Origin of the sequence: Zeaxanthinibacter sp. PT1 (genome assembly GCF_028464225.1) — a bacterium.
GTDB lineage: Bacteria > Bacteroidota > Bacteroidia > Flavobacteriales > Flavobacteriaceae > Zeaxanthinibacter.
Genome location: NZ_JAQPCN010000001.1, coordinates 174,331 through 192,845 on the forward strand (window position 1 = coordinate 174,331; position 18,515 = coordinate 192,845).

Sequence of the window (18,515 nt, forward strand, 5' to 3'; positions counted from 1 at the left end):
GTACTTCATTATTTTAACGAGCCAATCAGTTAAAAATCATGTATTTAAAGAAACCAATCTCTTATGATAAATTTCTTTAGGAAGATTCGTCAACAGTTACTTGATGAGAATAGATTTAAAAAATATTTAATCTATGCCATTGGAGAAATTGTACTTGTTGTAATGGGAATATTGATTGCACTTCAAATAAACAATTGGAATCAAAATAGACTTAATGCAATACATGAAACAAAAATTTTAAAACATCTTAAAAAGGAGTTAGCGAGAAATAATGAACTAAATGAAGCTTTAGTCATTAATAGGTTAGACAAGAAAATAGAAAGCCTAAAGTTAGCAAAGAAATTTTGTGAAAATGAAATGATAATACAGGATACACTAGCGTTTTTAAATACCGTTTCCTACGGTGGTGTATTTTCAGGAGGCCATACTTTTGGGGAGAGGAATTCCTACGATGAACTTATAAATACTGGAAACATACAGCTAATCAACAATGATTCAATTAAAAATTCTATTGCAAATTATTATGGTTATTTAAATGCAGTCAAGGAACGGGCAAAGGTGCATTCAAGTCGTTTTTCAAACTATACCTCAGAATTACGACCATTTGACACAGAAAATCCGAATTATATATCCAAATTTGACCAAATTGAAATGTTACAATCATTTAATTCTCTAGAATTTAGAAAATTGGTCGATCTTGAACTTTCATATACCTATAAAGTAAGAGATTATATTAAGAATGTTAGAACTCAAGGTATTCAGACAATAAATCTTATAGATAAAAAACTGAATAAAGAACTGTAAAATAACGAAAGCACAACAACGTGTATAGCTCATTGCCGCTTAATTCCTAATCGCAATATATTGCAATTGGCTATCTTTCGTTTACGGTAGAAACAAAACTCATTTTCCGCAACCTGCGATACATCAAAATGTAATGCTTCATTCCCCATAGCTATCAGGATTAACCAATGATAAAATTTTTTAGAAAAATTAGACAGCAGCTACTCTCTGAAAATAAATTCAGTAAGTATCTGATTTATGCTATTGGAGAAATTGTGCTTGTAGTAATAGGTATACTGATTGCATTAGGAATAAATAATTGGAAAGAAAATCAAGAAGAAATTAAGCAACAGAATTTAATCTTTGAAAACTTAAGTTTAGAATTAAATAACAATCTAAAGAATCTTAATTCAGCAATTAAATTCTCTGAAACCTATATTTACTCATCTGATTCTCTCTTACGATCGATGAATAATCTAGCATCTAACAAATTTAAGGGCGAAAAGTTAGATAGCTTATTGTCAAAATTTGGGTTTTCTCAATGGAAAAGAACTAATCTAAATATTAAATCTCTCGAAAATTCCGGTAGATTAAATACGGTTCAAAATAGTGAACTAAAGAGGTTAATTTATGATTGGCTAAGCTTGATTGAAGACCTGGAATCACTTGAAAAAAGAAGTAATCATGCCTTTCAATATTACGTTGACTTCATAAAAAAAAACGGTTCTTGGAGAGAAATAGATAAATATATGATAGACAGAGTTCAAGGGTCGCAACTTCTTCAGTCTAATGACCATTTATTATTAAGTTCTGAATTTGAGAATTGCGTGAATGACCTGAACATATTCGAGACTCATAAGTACAATAGGTATTTACAGATCAGGGTAACATTAAACAAATTGATAGAATATACCGAATAAGTAGACAATTGCACTGCCTAAACTTAATTCCCTCATATTCCCTGATGAAGGTAATTTAGTGGATACATTGGGTCAGGAATACTTCTTGCTGAACGACCAGGAAAATGCCATTAAAAGTTTTGAAAAAGCGTTGGAACTTAAACCCTCAACGAATTGTCACTGGTGTGATAATTCATATAATCATCTAAAGAATTAATTAGAAAGCTATTGCTAACACCGGGCAGTATCCAATAGCCAGCCCCCCCTATCGCTTTTTCCCCTATATTTAATTCCTGAACCTGTTTAGACGCAGTGCACCTGAATCGCAACTTCGCCTGCCGGCAGGCGAGCATACCCGCACACGTTTTGCTTCATTAAGACCAAACATTAACCAAATGATAAAATTCTTTAGAAAAATTAGACAAAGCCTACTCTCTGAAAATAAATTCAGCAAGTATTTGGGTTATGCCGTTGGAGAGATTTTATTGGTCGTAATCGGAATTCTACTTGCACTACAAATCAACAATTGGAACGAAAACAAAAAAATTGAAAAACTGGAGCTGAACCTTTTAAAAGAAATGCAAGAAAATTTGAGGTCGGACATACAGGACATAAAAACCAATATTGGTTATCACGAAAGAGGTATTCAATCTGCAAACATTATTTTACAGTCTTTTGAAAAAAACTTACCATATAATGATAGTTTGAACAAACATTATGGAAAAGTTCCTATGATACCGAGATTCTTGATAACCAAAAACGCATACAACAGTATGAATAATGCAGGTATGAGAATTATTCAAAATGACTCTTTACGGAATGCTATAACCTATCACTATGAAAGTGCCTTTTCTTTCTTAATGGATTGGAACAACGCAGAATGGAATACACAAATGCAAGACCATAGAGAACTATACAGAAAACACTTTAAAACATTTAATTTTTGGGGAGATTTAGTTCCTGCAGATTATGATAAACTTCGTAAAGATCAAGAATACATTAACTATTTAAACAATAGAATTGGTTGGTTAACACCGATTATTGGAATGTACAAAAGGAATGGAATTAAACGAACAGAAAAATTAATTGAAGTGATTGATAAAGAATTAGAAAATAGGGAATAATAAATAACGAAAGCACAATAATGGCCATAAGTAATTGCTCGTTCTCGTCTACTTCTTACCGTACATGCGGGACTAGCGGATTTTTAATCTGGTGTGTACCTGCCTGCGGCAGGCAGGCTTGCAAAGTTAAGTGTTCTGCCTTCCTCCCGCTTCGCTCGTCGGAGGCACTACGCAACTACTCATAGCCGAGACCGTTGGCAACAGGTAGAAAACCAATGTATTGTAAATAGTAACCTTATGAAAAGAAGAAAATTTATATGGGCAACCGCTTTGGCTACACCAGTCCTTACTTTAAATGCCAGAAATTTAAATTGTAACCTTAAAAAAAAACCAAGAACCTTTTATTGTTAAGGCAGGAGAAGGACGCAAAGAAGGCTTCGAATTATCCACTGGTCTTTTGAAAATTTCTGGACAAGACACACTTGGACAATTCTGTATGTTTGAATCAAAAAATAATGAAGGGCCAATGCCTGGCCCACCGCTTTATGTGCACAAATATCAGGATGAAGTATTCCAAATTATTGAGGGTGAATTTATCTTTCAAGTGGGTGAGGAAAGAATAATTGCTAATGCTGGTGATATTGTCTTTGGACCTCGGAATGTTCCTCATACATTTTATCAAAGAAGTAAAATAGGCCATATGATATTTTCATGTAACCCTGCTGGGAAAATGGAAATTATAGTCAAGGCTATAAATGAATTAATGCCTGACCAGCCGGACAAGTTTGCAGAGGTCTGTGCACTAAATGACGTTCCTTTTGTTGGGCCTCCAATGTCAGGCGAATAAATTAACCTATAGCCAACAAAGTATATAAGCCATACCCTTCGAGGTACGGCACATATACAAGACGTTAGCCCTATCAAGAATATTTTCTCTATATTTAAAGTATTGATAACCTGTTGTTTGGCAAAGATGATGGTATGGTGAAGTCCGAAGATAACTCACTGTATGATCGCTAGGGTTAGACGCCTGGATTGGATTCAAAAAATTGTCTAAAAACCCTGTCTTCGGCAGGCTGCCTTGCCTACCGTAGGTAGGCGGTCGGGATGCATTACCATACCCGTTATGCAGTATTAACCAACCCAAAGAATATGAGAAAATCACAAAAATTATTAATCTGCATTGTTATTACATTAATAATGTTCCCAGCTAACAACTTATTAGGGCAGAATTCTTACAAATTGAGAGATAATGAAACAATTGGTCCAGAAAAAGGCTCACTTATTATTACTGGCGACGGTATCTATGGAATTTTTAAAGATAAATTCATGGAACTAATTGGTGGAGCAGACGCACCAGTTATTGTAATTCCTACAGCCGGTTCTTCTGATGTTCTTTCTGATGAATTTTTAGAAAATTATAAACAAAGATTCATTAAATCCGGTTTAACTAATGTTACGGTTTTACATACCAGAGACCCAGAGGAAGCCAATACAGATGAATTTATTGAACCTATTAAAAATGCTGTAGGTGTAATATTCAGCGGCGGAAGACAATGGCGACATGCGGACTCTTACTTAAACACAAAGACGCATGATGAATTAATTAAGCTCTTAAGTCGAGGTGGAGTTATCGCAGGAGGATCTGCTGGTGCTACTATTCAAGGTTCTTATTTAGCTAGAGGAGATTCAAAAGGAAATACAAAAATGATGGGAGACCATGAAGTTGGATTGAGTTTTATAAAGAATGTAGCCATTGATCAGCACCTTTTAAAAAGAAACAGACAGTTTGATATGTTTGAAATTCTAGATAACAGACCTGAATTACTAGGGATAGGAATAGATGAAGGTACTGGAATAATTGTTCAAGGTGATACATTTAAAGTTATAGGAAAAAGTTATGTTGTCATGTATGATGGCACTCGATGGTCAGAAGAAAGAGATACCATCTATAAATTACCAAAAGGCAGTAGGGAGTTTTACACCTTAAAATCTGGCGACGAATATAATTTAAAAACAAGGTCTGTAATTACATATAGAAATAGAGAGTATGTAAATCTTACAGAGAAAGACTTAAAAATTTACTGTGGCGTATATAAATTAATTGGAACCGATGTAAAATCTGAATTATTTGTTAATGATGATACTTTATTCAGTAAAGCGAATGGTCAAACTTTCCCTCTCCTTCCAGAATCAGAAACTCGATTTTACATATCGCAAACTGATGTTTATTTAGATTTTATATTTGATTCAAATGACAAGGTATTAAAAGTAAAAGTTCCAATTCAAAATCAAACTTGGGAGAAATTGAATTAAAATATGCGTAACAAGTTATATAAAAAATAGACGAAACAGCAATGAAATCAAGGCTTTTGGCTCCCATCAAACTATGTGCTTTATTGAAAGTTTAGTACTTCGAAATCGCCTGCTTTTCATATACTACCCGTTGTGCTTCATTAAAACCAATGATTAAGTTTTTTAGAAAAATTAGACAAAATTTACTCTCTGAAAATAAATTCAGTAAGTATCTGATTTATGCTATTGGAGAAATCATACTTGTGGTAATTGGAATATTGATTGCGATTCAGATTAATAACTGGAATGAACAATCAAAAACACAAAAGTCAGCCGACATACAACTTAAGCAACTAAGCCAAAACATCTCAGATGATCTTATTCAGCTAGATACACTGAACGAAGTCATCAAAACTAATGTTATAAAAAGTCAGATGTTATCTGATCAGTTTCAACAAATAATACCTTTTGATTCATTAACAACAGGTTATATCACTGCAAATTTATTTGAACAAAACTTTTATGCTAATAGCACCGCGTATGACAAACTAAATAAGACAGGAGAGTTTTCTATTTTACCAAAAGATTTACAAATGGACATCACTGCGTATTATAACTTATTGCATAGAATCAAAGAACGTGAAGAAATCACCAACACATTCATAAAAAAAGAAATAGAACCTTATTATTTCAATTACTACAGTAAATACCACAGAAAAGGAAGTAATAAACATCCTTTATTAGAAGAATATTACCAAAACGACAAAAGAGAAGCTATACCTTTGGATATCAGAGCCATAATGAATGATGATAAATTGGCAACAATAAATTTTGCCAGATTATATCAAATAAAAATTCAACAAGAATTTTATAAGGAAGCATTACAACATGGCACAAAATTAAAGGTATCTATTGATAAACATTTAAATAGAAGATAAAATAACGAAAGCACAATTGTGCCAATACCCCCGCCCAAACGTGCCCCGGCAGAATATTCTGCCGGGCCTGCCTACCGAAGTTAGGCCTGCCTTCCGCAGGCAGGCTTGTCTACCGAAGGTTGGCGGGCGGGCATTGCTCTCCTCCTACCCTATCAAGAATATTTTCTCTATATTTAATGTCTAAACCTGCTTCGGTACGGCGCAACAGATCCCCCTATGCGCCTGTGTAGCTTGGCTCCGGCAGCTACGCCTACAAGCAGATTTCCCCGAAACCGTTATCAAAATTTATAATTTTTAAAATTCAATTCAGTATCACATCAGCTCCTCCGATTGAATTTTTATTTGGGGAAGAAACAGAACGATATATGCTGAACATCTGAAGGAGTCATTTAAATAACCAGAGTGATGGATAAGTATAAAAATTTACATTTATGGATGATAATTCCCATGCTTATTATGCAATTGGGGATATTTATGAATTATTGGGGTGATTTTTCGAACAAAGCATGGTCCGTACATGTCCATTACTGGACGGGATCTTTATGGTATATATACTTAATTATTCAACCTTATTTAGCCACTCACGGTTATTTGGTAAAACATAGAACTAATGGAATAATTGGAATGTTATTGGCCGGAGGGGTAGTGTTTACTGCCCTGAGCATGAACCATAGGAATATTGTACTTGCCGAAACCGTTGCTCAATTTCCGGAACGATTTGGACCATTTAAGCCTTGGTTCTTCTATGGTGTTATAGCAATTGAAACTGTAATGATGACAGCTTTCCTCTTTGCAGTAATACAAAGTATATTACATAGGAAAAGACTTGAAGATCACGCCTGGTGGATGATTTCCACAGTTTTCATAATTATATGGCCCGCACTAAGCAGGGGTGTATTAATTGCTTGGTACGGACCTGGTGGATTTATAGATGAACCTACCGCCATGCCTCCTTTTCATGCTACCAGTGTTTTCATAATTATTTTTATAATTCTTGCCTCCTGGAAGTATAAAAAAATTAGGCATCCGGCGACCATTCTTGCATTGGGCGTAAACGTGTTTAACTTTCTTTTAGAGCCCATAGGTAGATCAGAAACCTTCAGGTCAATAATTGACCTTGTGATAAAAGGGTGATAGACTGAATTTCACCTATGCCTACAAAAGGTATCAGCAATTAATTGGCTTCCTGATGATGGACATTCCCGGTATTGAATATGGCAATCCTAGCAACAGCAATGAACCATAGCTACTCCCGCCAACTTAGGCTAACAAAGACCGTTATATCTAATTGATATATAATTCAATTGTTTCTTCAAATCTTGAATAATTTCCTGAAAAATTCCCCTATTCACCAACTTTTAAAAGAATTGGTATCGAATGAGACATTCCATTATTCTGTACGAACACTGTAGTCCTTAAGCCATGGCACAGCATATCCAGATGCTTTGCAACCTTGTATTCATCACCTTCATAGCCCTTCGGCAACCCCAAGAAAACCATATCTGATTCCCCGCTTTTTTCATAAAGCACATCTCTAAAATTGCCATCATGTACAATTACGTGAACCGAAGCTTCAATCCTTGCTAATGGGAGTAATTTCTTTATGCCTTTGCTCAATTTGGTTTTATGTTCTTTAGTTCTTACCACTGATAAAATCCGAATCCCGGCGTCTTCCCACTGCGGGTTTAATTTTATCAGGTAGGCGCACATCAACATAAGATCGCCATTATTCTGCTGTCCCCGCCACCATATATCTATTACCTTTCCTCGTTCTGTAATCCCCGACCTGGAATTTAAAAGAATGATATTCTTATCTTTTTTTCGTAGTGCTTCGATGGCCCTGAGTTCCTTGATCTGGCCTTCGGTGTCATGAGACCAGTCAAATAATATGGTATTTGTCCGTAACCCTCCCAATCCGTGTCCCTTAGCTATTTCAACAAAACCTTCATGGAAATCGGTTACAGAGTGAACTTCAATAAATGCCTGGAATCCCTGGTGCGCAATTTTCTTTCTGATTTCAGTTTCGATAGTCCTTCTTTTGTCATCCGGCACGAATTCTTCCGTACATATTAAATGCGCCAAAGTAAGTATCCCATGGTGCTGTCCCAGTAACTCAGCTAGTTTAATTAGGCTAAGATGCTTGTCTACATTTTTAACGAAAACTAACATTAATGGTCTCCAGTTGCGGCTATAAACACTTCTGTTCTTAAGCTGTAGTAATGCATACCTGGCAACCTTTATCCAGAATCCAACAGACACATCCCCCCACTGCTGTTCCAGGGATCTGGAGCGTAGCCAGATATAAAGCCCTGCCACAATGAGCAAAGCCAACAAACAGGCCCAGGGATTGATCAAAAACATGACTCCAATAGCACCGGCAGCACCCAGGATAGATATGTACCATGGAACTCTGATTTTTGGCCTGTACGAGGGCTCTGCAACAATCACCTCCAATGCCGCACTAAAATTAATGATCACGTATAGGGTTAAGAACAATATAGACACCAATTGGGCAAGGGTGTTAAGCGACCCCAGGGATACTGCCAGTAAAGCGATTGCTCCACTAATCCAGGTTGCCCTGGTGGGCTGCCCGGTATTGGATAGCTTTGAAAGAAATTTAGGTGCAAGACCATCCATGGAAAGTGCCTGCAGTACACGCGGGCCACCCAGGATGCTTCCGAAAGTTGAAGATAAGATGGCACCCCACACGGCCGGGATCACTATTATTCCTCCAAACAATGCCACCGATGTCCAGGTCTTCAGTCCAAATTCTTCATCCGTAAGCTGCTCTATAGTCAGAAGACCGGTTATGGCAAACAGTACGGGTATTAACAGATAAATCAAAGCACCGGTCAATACAGCACCCAAGGTACCCCTGGGAATGGATTTCCTGGGTTTTTTCAGATCTCCGCTCATGCCAATGCCTGCCGTAAAACCGGTAACTGCCGGAAAGAAAACTGCAAAAACATACCAAAAACCTCCATCGCCTGTTGTGGCATAAGTTGCATTCATTAATGGGGCATGGGTTTCATGCGATAAAACTCCGACTGCCAGGGCCACTATGGATAGACCTACTAATATCATAATGGGAAGTTGGGCTTTAAGGGTGATAGCTGCACTTTTACCGGAAAGTAAGGCCACTGAAATGATAAATACGGCGGTAAGGCCCTGCAAGCCAAAGGAAGGGATGCCTCCCCAATCCGCAGGCCAGAAGATCAGAATGGCCTCGGCTAATCCATAGGAATAAAAGGTTACACTCAATATCCTGCAAAAATAAAGTGGAATGCCAATGGCGCCACCGGTTTCCATCCCCAGGCTTCGGGATACCAAAAAATACTCTCCCCCGACCCCTACCTGGCTATTCGTGGCTATTGCAGAAGCACTGAGTCCGGTTATAAAGGTGATAGAGCTGGCTAAAATTACAATTACCATGGTCCAGCCCAGGCCTACATTGCCTACCACCCATCCAAACCGGAGGTACATGATAAGACCAAGAATGGTTAATACACTCGGAGTATATACCCCCAAAAAGGTTCCAAATTTTCGGGGAGTATGTACGGTGTTTTCAGACATAATGAAATGTACAAAAAAAGCAAATAACTAATAGTCAGTCTGTTAAGCTCGATAATAGTGGCGAAGCAATATCATACCGATTAATAAAGAAGAGGTTATAAGCCAGGTTTTCTGTGCATGATTGCTCATCCCTAAGGTAAACCATGGAGAATAATCAGCGATCAGGGACCATTAGGCAGTGAAGTAAATCTCGTCGAATTTATGCTTCATTTCTGTATTTCCAAGCATTACCAGTTCGGAGTCCGCTGGAAGAACGGTATCTGCAGATAACAGGGTGAGGACCTGTGATTTCTCTTTTATGGCGATGACCGAAAGTCCCGTCTTGGCACCAATTGCAGATGCTGCCAGCGACTTACCTCCTAATAAAGAGGGTGTAGGAACAATAAATAGCGAGATACCTTCGCCAAGTACCGTAAGTTCATGTCCTTTTAAGATCGATAAAACTGCTTCAGAACCCAATGTTGCATAACTCAACACAAAATTTGCACCCGCCCTGTGTATGATATCTAAGTTTCGAGCTTCGGAGATACGGCTCACTATTTTTACCTCCTTATTCAATTGACGACAATAGGAAGTTAAATAGATATTCATGGTGTCGTCGTTGGTAGAAAGTAATATTGAAGGAGCTTCCAGGATTCCCGCTTTATTTAGGAGATCGTAATCCGATGCCCTCCCGGTAAATACTTCATTGCAGATACGATTCACCTTGGAATTCGATATCTCGGGATCCTTTTCTATCAAATTAACCAAAATACCATTCTTATATAAAGATTCGGCCGCAGCTAATCCTACCTTTCCCCCTCCTATCAACAGGACCGGGTTTGGGTTTACATCGTATTCAATAAAGATCTCGTCAATGCTACGGAGCTGATCCTCATTACCTATGATGACCAAAACACTATCGTTGGTGAGTTTTTCTACACCGCTTATGGGTTTCATCCTTCCCCTATCCCAAATAGCCACAATACTGACTCCGAATTTCTGCCTCAAGCCGGTTTCCCGGATAGTTTTAGACACCAGGGGTGTATTGTGAACAGGTAGTTCTGCAATTAACAGATCTTCATACTGACCTATGGGTTGCGATTTAGCATACTGTGCATTCACCCTGTTAGCCAATTGTTCACCCAGCCAGCGTTTTACCGGCAGTACATGATTGGCCCCACTTAATTCCTGGACATCCACAGATTCGTCATCATTCGCAATCGCAACTATAATAATGGTTGGGGCGATCTGCCGAATGGCAAGAATGATCTTGGTATTTACAATATCATCCCTGTTCACCAGAACAAGTTTTGCTTCCCTGATATTGGCCCGTTCAAATGTTTCCTGGTCATCCAATCGACCATGTATCACCGGGATGCCATCATCGTGAAATTTAAGTGCCTTTACCAATTCATTTTCTATCAAATAAAAAGTTGTCTTATCCTGTTTTAAACGCTCCATAAGATCGATGGCAATGGCTTCGTAAGAACAAATAATTATATGATTCTTGGTTGCTGTGGGAACTTCTCTTGGCACCCTGTTTTTATCTTGTGATTCCAGCAAGGGAACATAAAAATGCCTTAAGAAGGCAAATGGTAATACGATCAGTAACGAAAAAATTCCTGTAAGCAATACGATGATACTGAAGAGCCTGCCAATATCCGAAGCAAAGGTGATGTCGCCGAACCCAAGGGTGCTCATTACAGTAAGTGTCCAGTAGAAACCGGTAACCCAGGAATGTTCCTGGCCTTCAATATTAAGCATTATGATATGGAAGAGGATGGAATAGATTATGATGATAATCCCCAGAAACAGCAAATACCTGAGCAGGATCTTAGAGTTCCTTCTTAAATTCCTGTCCTTCAAAAAAAATGCTAATTGACTTCCGACAAATTTCATAATCCATATGTATTAAATGGGGTCTCCAATTTGCCTGATCAGGAGCTTTTGATCCATACAATATCCGCTACCAATAAAAGCTGCCTCTCCCGGGGCTTGACATCAATAGTCAACATTTAATATACAACTAAATATATAATAAGCTGGCCAGCAACAAGTTGATCGTAAATTCTATCGCATTCAAATGAGTTATTATTTTTTTGCAGGATTTGCGCCTCATGCAGCTTTTATAAAAGGAATATTAGAAATAATTGACAATAAATCTGCAGAACCTGGAAATACCCTCCGCCCGAACTGATTCGTGAAAGCAGGCTTCCCTCCTATCCCTTCAGGAATTATTACGTTATATTCAAAGAACAAATTAAGCGTCGAGCACTTGGCGAAAGCCCGTTGTTTTCAAATATCCTGGCATTTCGTTTTTTGAACAAGAATCCCTTGCTGACGCCTCCTTGTCAGCTTTTCGGTGGAAGGATCATGTAAATCACCACCCTTGGGAAGCAACAAGGAAGTATGATTATAAAAATAGCTCCCCTGCTAAATTCTATCGATCATTATTCTTACTGCCAAAACATCTACAATTTATGCCGGATTTTCCGATGTTTGTAATTCATATACTTCTAACCATTTTACACCAACCATGACCTTAAAATCGAAGATCACAGCTATATTATATGCTACCTCACTGCTTGTACTGGCCATAGGCTGTAAGCAGGAAGATCAGCCGGAGAGACCCAGGGAACATTGGGTTTTTCGCTCAGTACTGGACACTCAACCCCGTATCCTTACGGCAGCATTGCACGAGGACCTTTGGGTGGCTTATAGTACACAGGATGGTTTGCTGCATAAAGCCTGGGATGGCGATGTCAACTTCTCCGGCGCCGTGTACGATGAAATGCACGGGCCACAGCCTACTACCACCGGGATACAGTTCTACGAGAATACCCGGGACCGATGGATCCTTAGAAACGAGCAGGAAGCCGTGCAACCAGTCATCCGGTATAAGGGACATCAGTTCAAAAATGGACGGCTGTACCTAAGTACCCTGCTCATCACTCCAGCCCAGGATAGCATACAGGTAATGGAAAGTCCGGAATTTGTAAAAAAGGACGGAAAGGCTGCCCTGGAACGTCGTTTTGAGGTTAGTAATGATACAGATTATCAACTATTTCTTGCCAGCGATGCCTTTGAGCATGATGCCATACATCTTGAAGACAGCGAATTGACGGACACTCCTTCAGCGATGATGGAAGCTCCTGAAAAACAAATAGCGATCCGGGAGAACACCACCCTGACCTTCACCATGGATCACGCAAAAGCCACGCCGATTGCAAACGACGGCAACAGCGATGTTAAAAGCTCCGCCAATGCGGCTAAGAGCCTGGTTGAGGCCAGTGATTGCAGGGCCTGCCACAATGAACTGGTAAAAACAGTCGGACCCTCCTACATGGCCATAGCCAAAAGGTATCACGATAACGAGGAGAACAAGAAACTCCTGGCAGATAAGATCATCCATGGGGGTAAAGGATCCTGGGGAGAGGCAATGATGACCCCACACGAGCAATTTTCAGAAGAACAGGCCTACCAGATTGCAGAATATATTTTAAATATTGACGATACTCTTGAAACGGCTGTCTCCAAGTACACTTTGGGTCATGAGTCCGTGAAATTTTTAAGGCCGTCCACGGGCAATACCGGAAAAGGTTTTTTGGCCAAAATATATTCCAACCCGGATGAGCAGGACATTCTGACGTTCAGGGATGCGGAACAAGCCGACCTCAGCCGGATCGCCCCTGCTATTCACACCAATGAAAAAGCAGATTTTGAAGTTGCTTCTGATCACTTCGCTATTGTTTACGACGGATTGCTGAATATTGAAAAGGCCGGCAGTTATGCATTCCGACTTATCAGCGACGATGGCTCTTACCTGTTTATAGACGGGAAGCAGGTCATCGACAATAGCGGCAGCCATGGCAGCCGGATCAAGGACGGGGAAGTACATCTGAATGAAGGTAAGCACCCCATACAGGTCGTGTACGGCCAGGGTGAGGGAGGTGCCATGATTTCTCTACAAGTATTCGATACCGAAAAAGAAGCCTATTCGCTGCTGGATGAAACTATGATCTCCCATGAAAATAATGCTGTTCCAACCAATGAAAAATCCCCGGAGCGACTGGCATCCATGGAATCGGCACCGTCTCCAAGCCTGAAAGGGGTGCATCCGTCCTTTGATCTGCACCAGGCCCGACCAGATGATTTTAAGCCCAAAGTAGGTGGTATCGATTTCCTGGAAGACGGCACCATGGTGGTCTGCACCTGGGATCCGGATGGGGCGGTGTACGCCATTAGAAATTGGCAAAGCCAGGACCCTTCTTCCATCAAAGTGAAGAAGATCGCCTATGGCCTTGCAGAACCTTTAGGTCTGAAAGTGGTAGACGGGGACATCTACGTATTGCAGAAGCAGGAATTGACCCAACTTCTGGACCATGACCAGGACGGCATTATCGATGAATACAGAACGGTAAGTAACCAATGGAAGGTTTCGGGAAATTTCCATGAATTCGCTTTTGGACTCGTGTATAAAGACAAGGCGTTTTACGCCACGCTTGCCACCGCCATACAACCCGGTGGTGCCAGTGCCAGCCCCCAGATCCCCGACCGCGGGAAAGCGATCCGCATAGACCCCAAAACCGGGGATGTGCAATTTGTAGCCAGCGGGCTGCGCACCCCCAACGGCATTGGCCTGGGCTTAGAGGAACAGATCTTCATTTCAGATAACCAGGGTGACTGGTTGCCGGCCAGTAAGGTGGTACACCTGCAACAAGATGCCTTCTATGGCTCCCGCTCCGTAGATCCGGAAGCCAGCCTGGAAAAAACGGAACAATTACCGGTGGTCTGGATGCCCCAGGACGAGATCGGCAATTCTCCCAGTACCCCTATCGGAATAGACCTTGGACCCTACAAGGATCAGTTACTGGTAGGAGAAGTGACGAACGGGGGTATTAAGAGGATTTACGTAGAAGAGGTGAATGGCCAGTTACAGGGTGCATTATTCCGTTTCACCCAGGGGATGGAAGCCGGGGTGAACCGTCTCCAATGGGCACCGGATGGCTCTCTTATGGCAGGAGGAGTTGGTTCCTCGGGGAACTGGAACCATTACGGTACTTACTGGTATGGATTGCAGCGGCTGGTATATAATGAAAAAAGCACTTTCGAGATCCTCTCTGTCAGTGCCCGGGCCGGAGGTTTCCGTATTGAACTGACCGAGCCTTTGGCAAAGGGAACTGAGATAACAACAGGAGACCTGCATATGGAACAATGGAGGTATGAACCCACCGCGGACTACGGTGGTCCCAAGCTGGACCATGAAACCCTTAAAGCCGCCAATGTGGTCCTGGGAGATGATCACAAAACCCTGGAAGTTAGCTTACCGGAGATGAAGGCAGGACATGTGGTCTATTTCAAATTATCGGACCGATTTAAGAACGGGGAGGGCCAGCCACTCTGGAACCGCGAAAGCTGGTACACGCTTAACCATATTCCCAGGTAGAAATCGTGGACGTTGGCGATAAACTCGAAAAATGACGAGCATATATATCACAATAATTGTTTTAATATCCTGGACCATAATTTACCTGCTTGAAAAAAGGAATATTTTTAAAGCATGGGTAGAACCGACAAGAAAGCGATTAAAAGAATTCGTTAAAGGTTCTTCCTTGATGGTTTTCTTATGCGTTATTACACAGTGAATAGCAGGCTATAACACTATACACAAACTGTCAGCGGCATCCTTTAATTCCTGCTAAGGGCGTTATACCTTATTTTTTCATCAGAAGATCAACCTTTGCCCTGTTTGTTTTCTTCCACCACGCGTACCCATAATAGTATAAGGTGGCTACTATAAAGAAAATACCAATGGCCACATACTCAGTGAAGGGTACATAAGAAAGAATCCATACCAGTACAATCAAAGAAAGAATAGGAACTAATAGTCCACCGGGCACTATGAACATTGGCGGATTTGCCAAATTGGGCTTCAGCCTACGCTTAAACATGGCCAATACTACGCCAAGATATATGATAAGAACGGCAGAACTGGCCAGGATGGCCAGGGTTTTGAAGCCACCACTTATAGACATTATAAACAATAAACTACAGAATAAAATTATGGATATATAGGGCGACTTATATTTTGGGTGGACCCTGCTCAGCATCTTTGGCAGTAATCCATTTTCCGAGGCTACAAAGGGTAACCTGGAGGTAACCAGGATATCCCCGCCTACTACTGCGTACATTGAAATTACCCCAGCTGCAATTAAAATGATCCCTCCCACAGGACCCACGAGGCGTATAGCAACCTCGGCAAGCGGGGCTTCCTGGAACAGGGCCAGTTCTGTCCCTAAGACTCCTGTAGCCACAAATTGTATTAACAGGTAAATGACCAGTATCCCTGCAATGCCAATGAAAATACCCCTGGGAATTGTTTTCCCGGGATTTTTCATTTCTCCACTGATATTCAAGGCCGATTCTGATCCTTGAAATGCAAAAAAGAGTAATAAGCAAGCAGCTCCAAAAGTTGTGAGATCCGGGAGGGCGGTGATCATCAGGTTTTCAGCCTGCAGGCTGAATATACCAATTACCACAAGCAGGACCAGGGGAGTAAGTTTAAGGATAGTCAATATGATTACCATCCTGATACCCGACTTCAACCCAAGTATATTTACCAGGGCAAATACTGCGATAACTGCAAAAATAAATAAGGATCGAAACCAAAACTCGTAAAATGACGGGAACCATAGACCGAGCATATTGGACATTACATTGATCACAGCCGCATCGGAAAGAATTCCATAACCTAGCCATAACAAAGTATTGGATAAGAATCCGGCCAAAGGACCAAAAGCGTCCTTGATCATGGTGTAAGCTCCCCCACTGCTCGTTTTGGTGCTACCCATTTCTGCAAAACACAACATGATCAATCCTATTAAAAGGGAACAAAATAGATAGGCAAGAAAACCCATGGCCCCCAAATAACCTGCTACATAAGCAGGCAGGATAAAGATCCCTGTCCCGATGGTCAAATTCATGGCGTTGATGGCGAGTGATCCGGCTCCCAATTGTCGTTTTAATCCAGAATTTTCTTTTGCAGCCATCTGTAAGATTAGCTATAATATTTGGATATCAGGCTATTACACTTTAAATACTGTTGCAGGAAAAACTAAAATGTAGCCACATAAAAAGGATTTCGCTTATATTGTCCACAACAATCGCTACTCCTTGTAGGTCTTTTTTGAAGAAAATTCCCATTCGGTAAAAAATAGATACATTTACTTCTCCATTTAAATCTCCAAATGAAATTAGCAGTACTGGCCCTGATTTGGGCATTCCTGATTATTCCGTCAAGTACATTTTCTCAACAATCTAACCAGGCATTTTTCGATCAAGTTCGGGTAGAAAAACAAATCGACTCACTGTATGAAAAATATGAAAACGAACCTGGAGTTTCTATCGGAATTGTACACGGAGATTCATTGGTTTTTCAAAAACAATATGGCCTGGCTAACCTGGAGCACAACATCCCGATTACCCATAACACCTCTTTCCATGTAGCTTCGGTATCAAAACAGTTTACCGCCTTTGCTATATTATTACTGGAGCATGAGGGTAAATTATCATTGGATGATAATGTACAGAAATATCTCCCTGAAATGAAGATTGAGAATCCCGGATTAACCCTTCGTACTCTCCTGCTTCACACAAGCGGTCTAAGAGACCAGTGGAATCTATTGAGGCTTGCCGGGTGGCGTTTAGACGATAATATTACCAATGAGCAAGTGCTACAGTTAATATACAATCAACGGGCTTTAAACTTTAGCCCAGGTGCGGAATTCATGTACAGCAATTCCGGTTATACCTTATTGGCAGAAATTGTAGCAAGGGTTTCAGGAATGTCTTTTGCAAAATTCACGGAAAAAAGAATTTTTTCGCCACTACAGATGCATAATAGCGCTTTCATTGATGCATATGGCTTAGTTATACCGAACAGCGCCAATTCTTACTATCAAAAAGAGGGCACCTATTACGAAGATCTGTTTAACAATATCAGTGTAGGGGCTACAAACCTGTCTACCACGGTCGAAGATCTAAGTAAATGGGTAATTAACTTTAGTAAGCCAACAGTTGGACACTCAACCATTTTTCAAAAAATGAATACCATGGGTAAACTAAAAAATGGTGAAAACACCGGGTATGGCTTGGGACAGTTTATCGATACTTATAAAGGAATTAAGAGAATATCACATAGTGGTGTAGATGCGAGTTACCAGGCCTTTGTAGGCAGGTTTCCGAATGAGAACAGCAGTATCCTAATTCTTTCCAATAACTCGGCCATTAATGGTGGGCGGATGGTACAGCAGCTTACCGAAATCACCTTAAAGGATCATTTCCAAATAAAGGAGACAGCTGCAACTAATCATGTTCAGCGTAAAACCCCTTTAGCGCTAAGTACCTCCAGACTTGAGAAATTTGAAGGATATTACTGGAATCAAAAAGACAGGTATTCCAGGCATATCAAAGTGGTGAATGACTCGCTCTACTATCTCAGGAAAGATGGTAGTAAAACAGCTTTACAAGCCGTTGGCGAAAATGAATTTGAAATGCTTATCGACGAATACATTTCTATCACTTTCAATGCACATGAAATGATTTTAATGTTTGATGATGGCTATAGTATAGCGTTTCAAAAATATGAGCCGGCTGACTATAATGCCACCAGCTTATCCGGGTTTACCGGAAGATATTATTCAGAAGAATTGGATACCTATTATTCCTTTTTCACGGATGAGGATCAACTGGTAGCTAAACATCCACGACTGGGAAATTTTAGATTAAAGGCCATTATGCAGGATTATTTTATAGGGAACAAAGGCTCTTTCAGAGCTATCAATTTTGAGCGTAATGAGACCGGAGCTATTACTGGATTTAAAGTGTCCAGTAGTAGAGCGAAAAACATATCCTTTAAAAGGATGTAAGCCATAGAAGCTAGAGCGGCTATACCCTTATGCAACGGGCTGGTATCCCCAGCT

The 18,515-nt window shown here is 40.2% G+C and carries 13 protein-coding genes; 10 read left to right on the forward strand and 3 right to left on the reverse strand.

Features of this window, described 5'->3' with window-relative positions; translation table 11 throughout:
• Positions 1-63: 63 nt before the first annotated feature.
• The 8 genes from PP178_RS00790 to PP178_RS00820 all read left to right on the forward strand — a co-directional run bounded on the left by PP178_RS00790 (position 64) and on the right by PP178_RS00820 (position 7,113).
• Entirely contained in the window at positions 64-804 is a 741-nt protein-coding gene (locus PP178_RS00790) for a DUF6090 family protein (RefSeq protein ID WP_272592402.1), read from the forward strand.
• Between the two features lie 167 nt (positions 805-971).
• Positions 972-1,703, forward strand: a complete 732-nt coding sequence (locus tag PP178_RS00795; RefSeq protein WP_272592403.1) for a DUF6090 family protein — start codon at positions 972-974, stop codon at positions 1,701-1,703.
• A 58-nt stretch (positions 1,704-1,761) separates the two neighbouring features.
• Positions 1,762-1,899 (forward strand): tetratricopeptide repeat protein, encoded by a 138-nt coding sequence (locus PP178_RS14770; RefSeq protein ID WP_430974682.1) that lies wholly within the window; start codon positions 1,762-1,764, stop codon positions 1,897-1,899.
• Between the two features lie 178 nt (positions 1,900-2,077).
• Positions 2,078-2,806 carry a DUF6090 family protein gene (locus PP178_RS00800; protein WP_272592404.1) on the forward strand — a complete coding sequence of 243 codons (729 nt, stop codon included), beginning with the start codon at positions 2,078-2,080 and terminating at the stop codon, positions 2,804-2,806.
• 436 nt (positions 2,807-3,242) lie between these two features.
• A complete protein-coding gene (locus PP178_RS00805; RefSeq protein WP_272592405.1) occupies positions 3,243-3,593 on the forward strand; it encodes a cupin domain-containing protein in 351 nt (116 codons plus the stop codon).
• 305 nt (positions 3,594-3,898) lie between these two features.
• Positions 3,899-5,062, forward strand: coding sequence for a cyanophycinase (locus tag PP178_RS00810; protein WP_272592406.1), 1,164 nt, complete (start codon positions 3,899-3,901; stop codon positions 5,060-5,062).
• A gap of 149 nt (positions 5,063-5,211) precedes the next feature.
• A complete protein-coding gene (locus PP178_RS00815; protein ID WP_272592407.1) occupies positions 5,212-5,979 on the forward strand; it encodes a DUF6090 family protein in 768 nt (255 codons plus the stop codon).
• A gap of 405 nt (positions 5,980-6,384) precedes the next feature.
• Positions 6,385-7,113, forward strand: a complete 729-nt coding sequence (locus PP178_RS00820) for a hypothetical protein (RefSeq protein ID WP_272592408.1) — start codon at positions 6,385-6,387, stop codon at positions 7,111-7,113.
• Between the two features lie 210 nt (positions 7,114-7,323).
• Here the strand turns inward: PP178_RS00820 and PP178_RS00825 are convergent, their stop codons facing one another.
• The gene (locus PP178_RS00825) at positions 7,324-9,552 is read right to left on the reverse strand and encodes an amino acid permease (RefSeq protein ID WP_272592409.1); all 2,229 of its coding nucleotides are present in this window, start codon (positions 9,550-9,552) and stop codon (positions 7,324-7,326) included.
• A gap of 171 nt (positions 9,553-9,723) precedes the next feature.
• Positions 9,724-11,433: a potassium channel family protein gene (locus PP178_RS00830; protein ID WP_272592410.1), complete on the reverse strand. Its 1,710-nt coding sequence runs from the start codon at positions 11,431-11,433 to the stop codon at positions 9,724-9,726.
• Between the two features lie 637 nt (positions 11,434-12,070).
• On the opposite strand from PP178_RS00830, the gene PP178_RS00835 reads away from it, so the two are divergent.
• Entirely contained in the window at positions 12,071-14,980 is a 2,910-nt protein-coding gene (locus PP178_RS00835) for a PA14 domain-containing protein (RefSeq protein WP_272592411.1), read from the forward strand.
• A 268-nt stretch (positions 14,981-15,248) separates the two neighbouring features.
• Here the strand turns inward: PP178_RS00835 and PP178_RS00840 are convergent, their stop codons facing one another.
• Positions 15,249-16,583 (reverse strand): APC family permease, encoded by a 1,335-nt coding sequence (locus PP178_RS00840; protein WP_272592412.1) that lies wholly within the window; start codon positions 16,581-16,583, stop codon positions 15,249-15,251.
• Between the two features lie 198 nt (positions 16,584-16,781).
• Here PP178_RS00840 and PP178_RS00845 point away from each other — a divergent pair, with 198 nt between their 5' ends.
• Entirely contained in the window at positions 16,782-18,461 is a 1,680-nt protein-coding gene (locus PP178_RS00845; protein WP_272592413.1) for a serine hydrolase domain-containing protein, read from the forward strand.
• Positions 18,462-18,515: the final 54 nt, after the last annotated feature.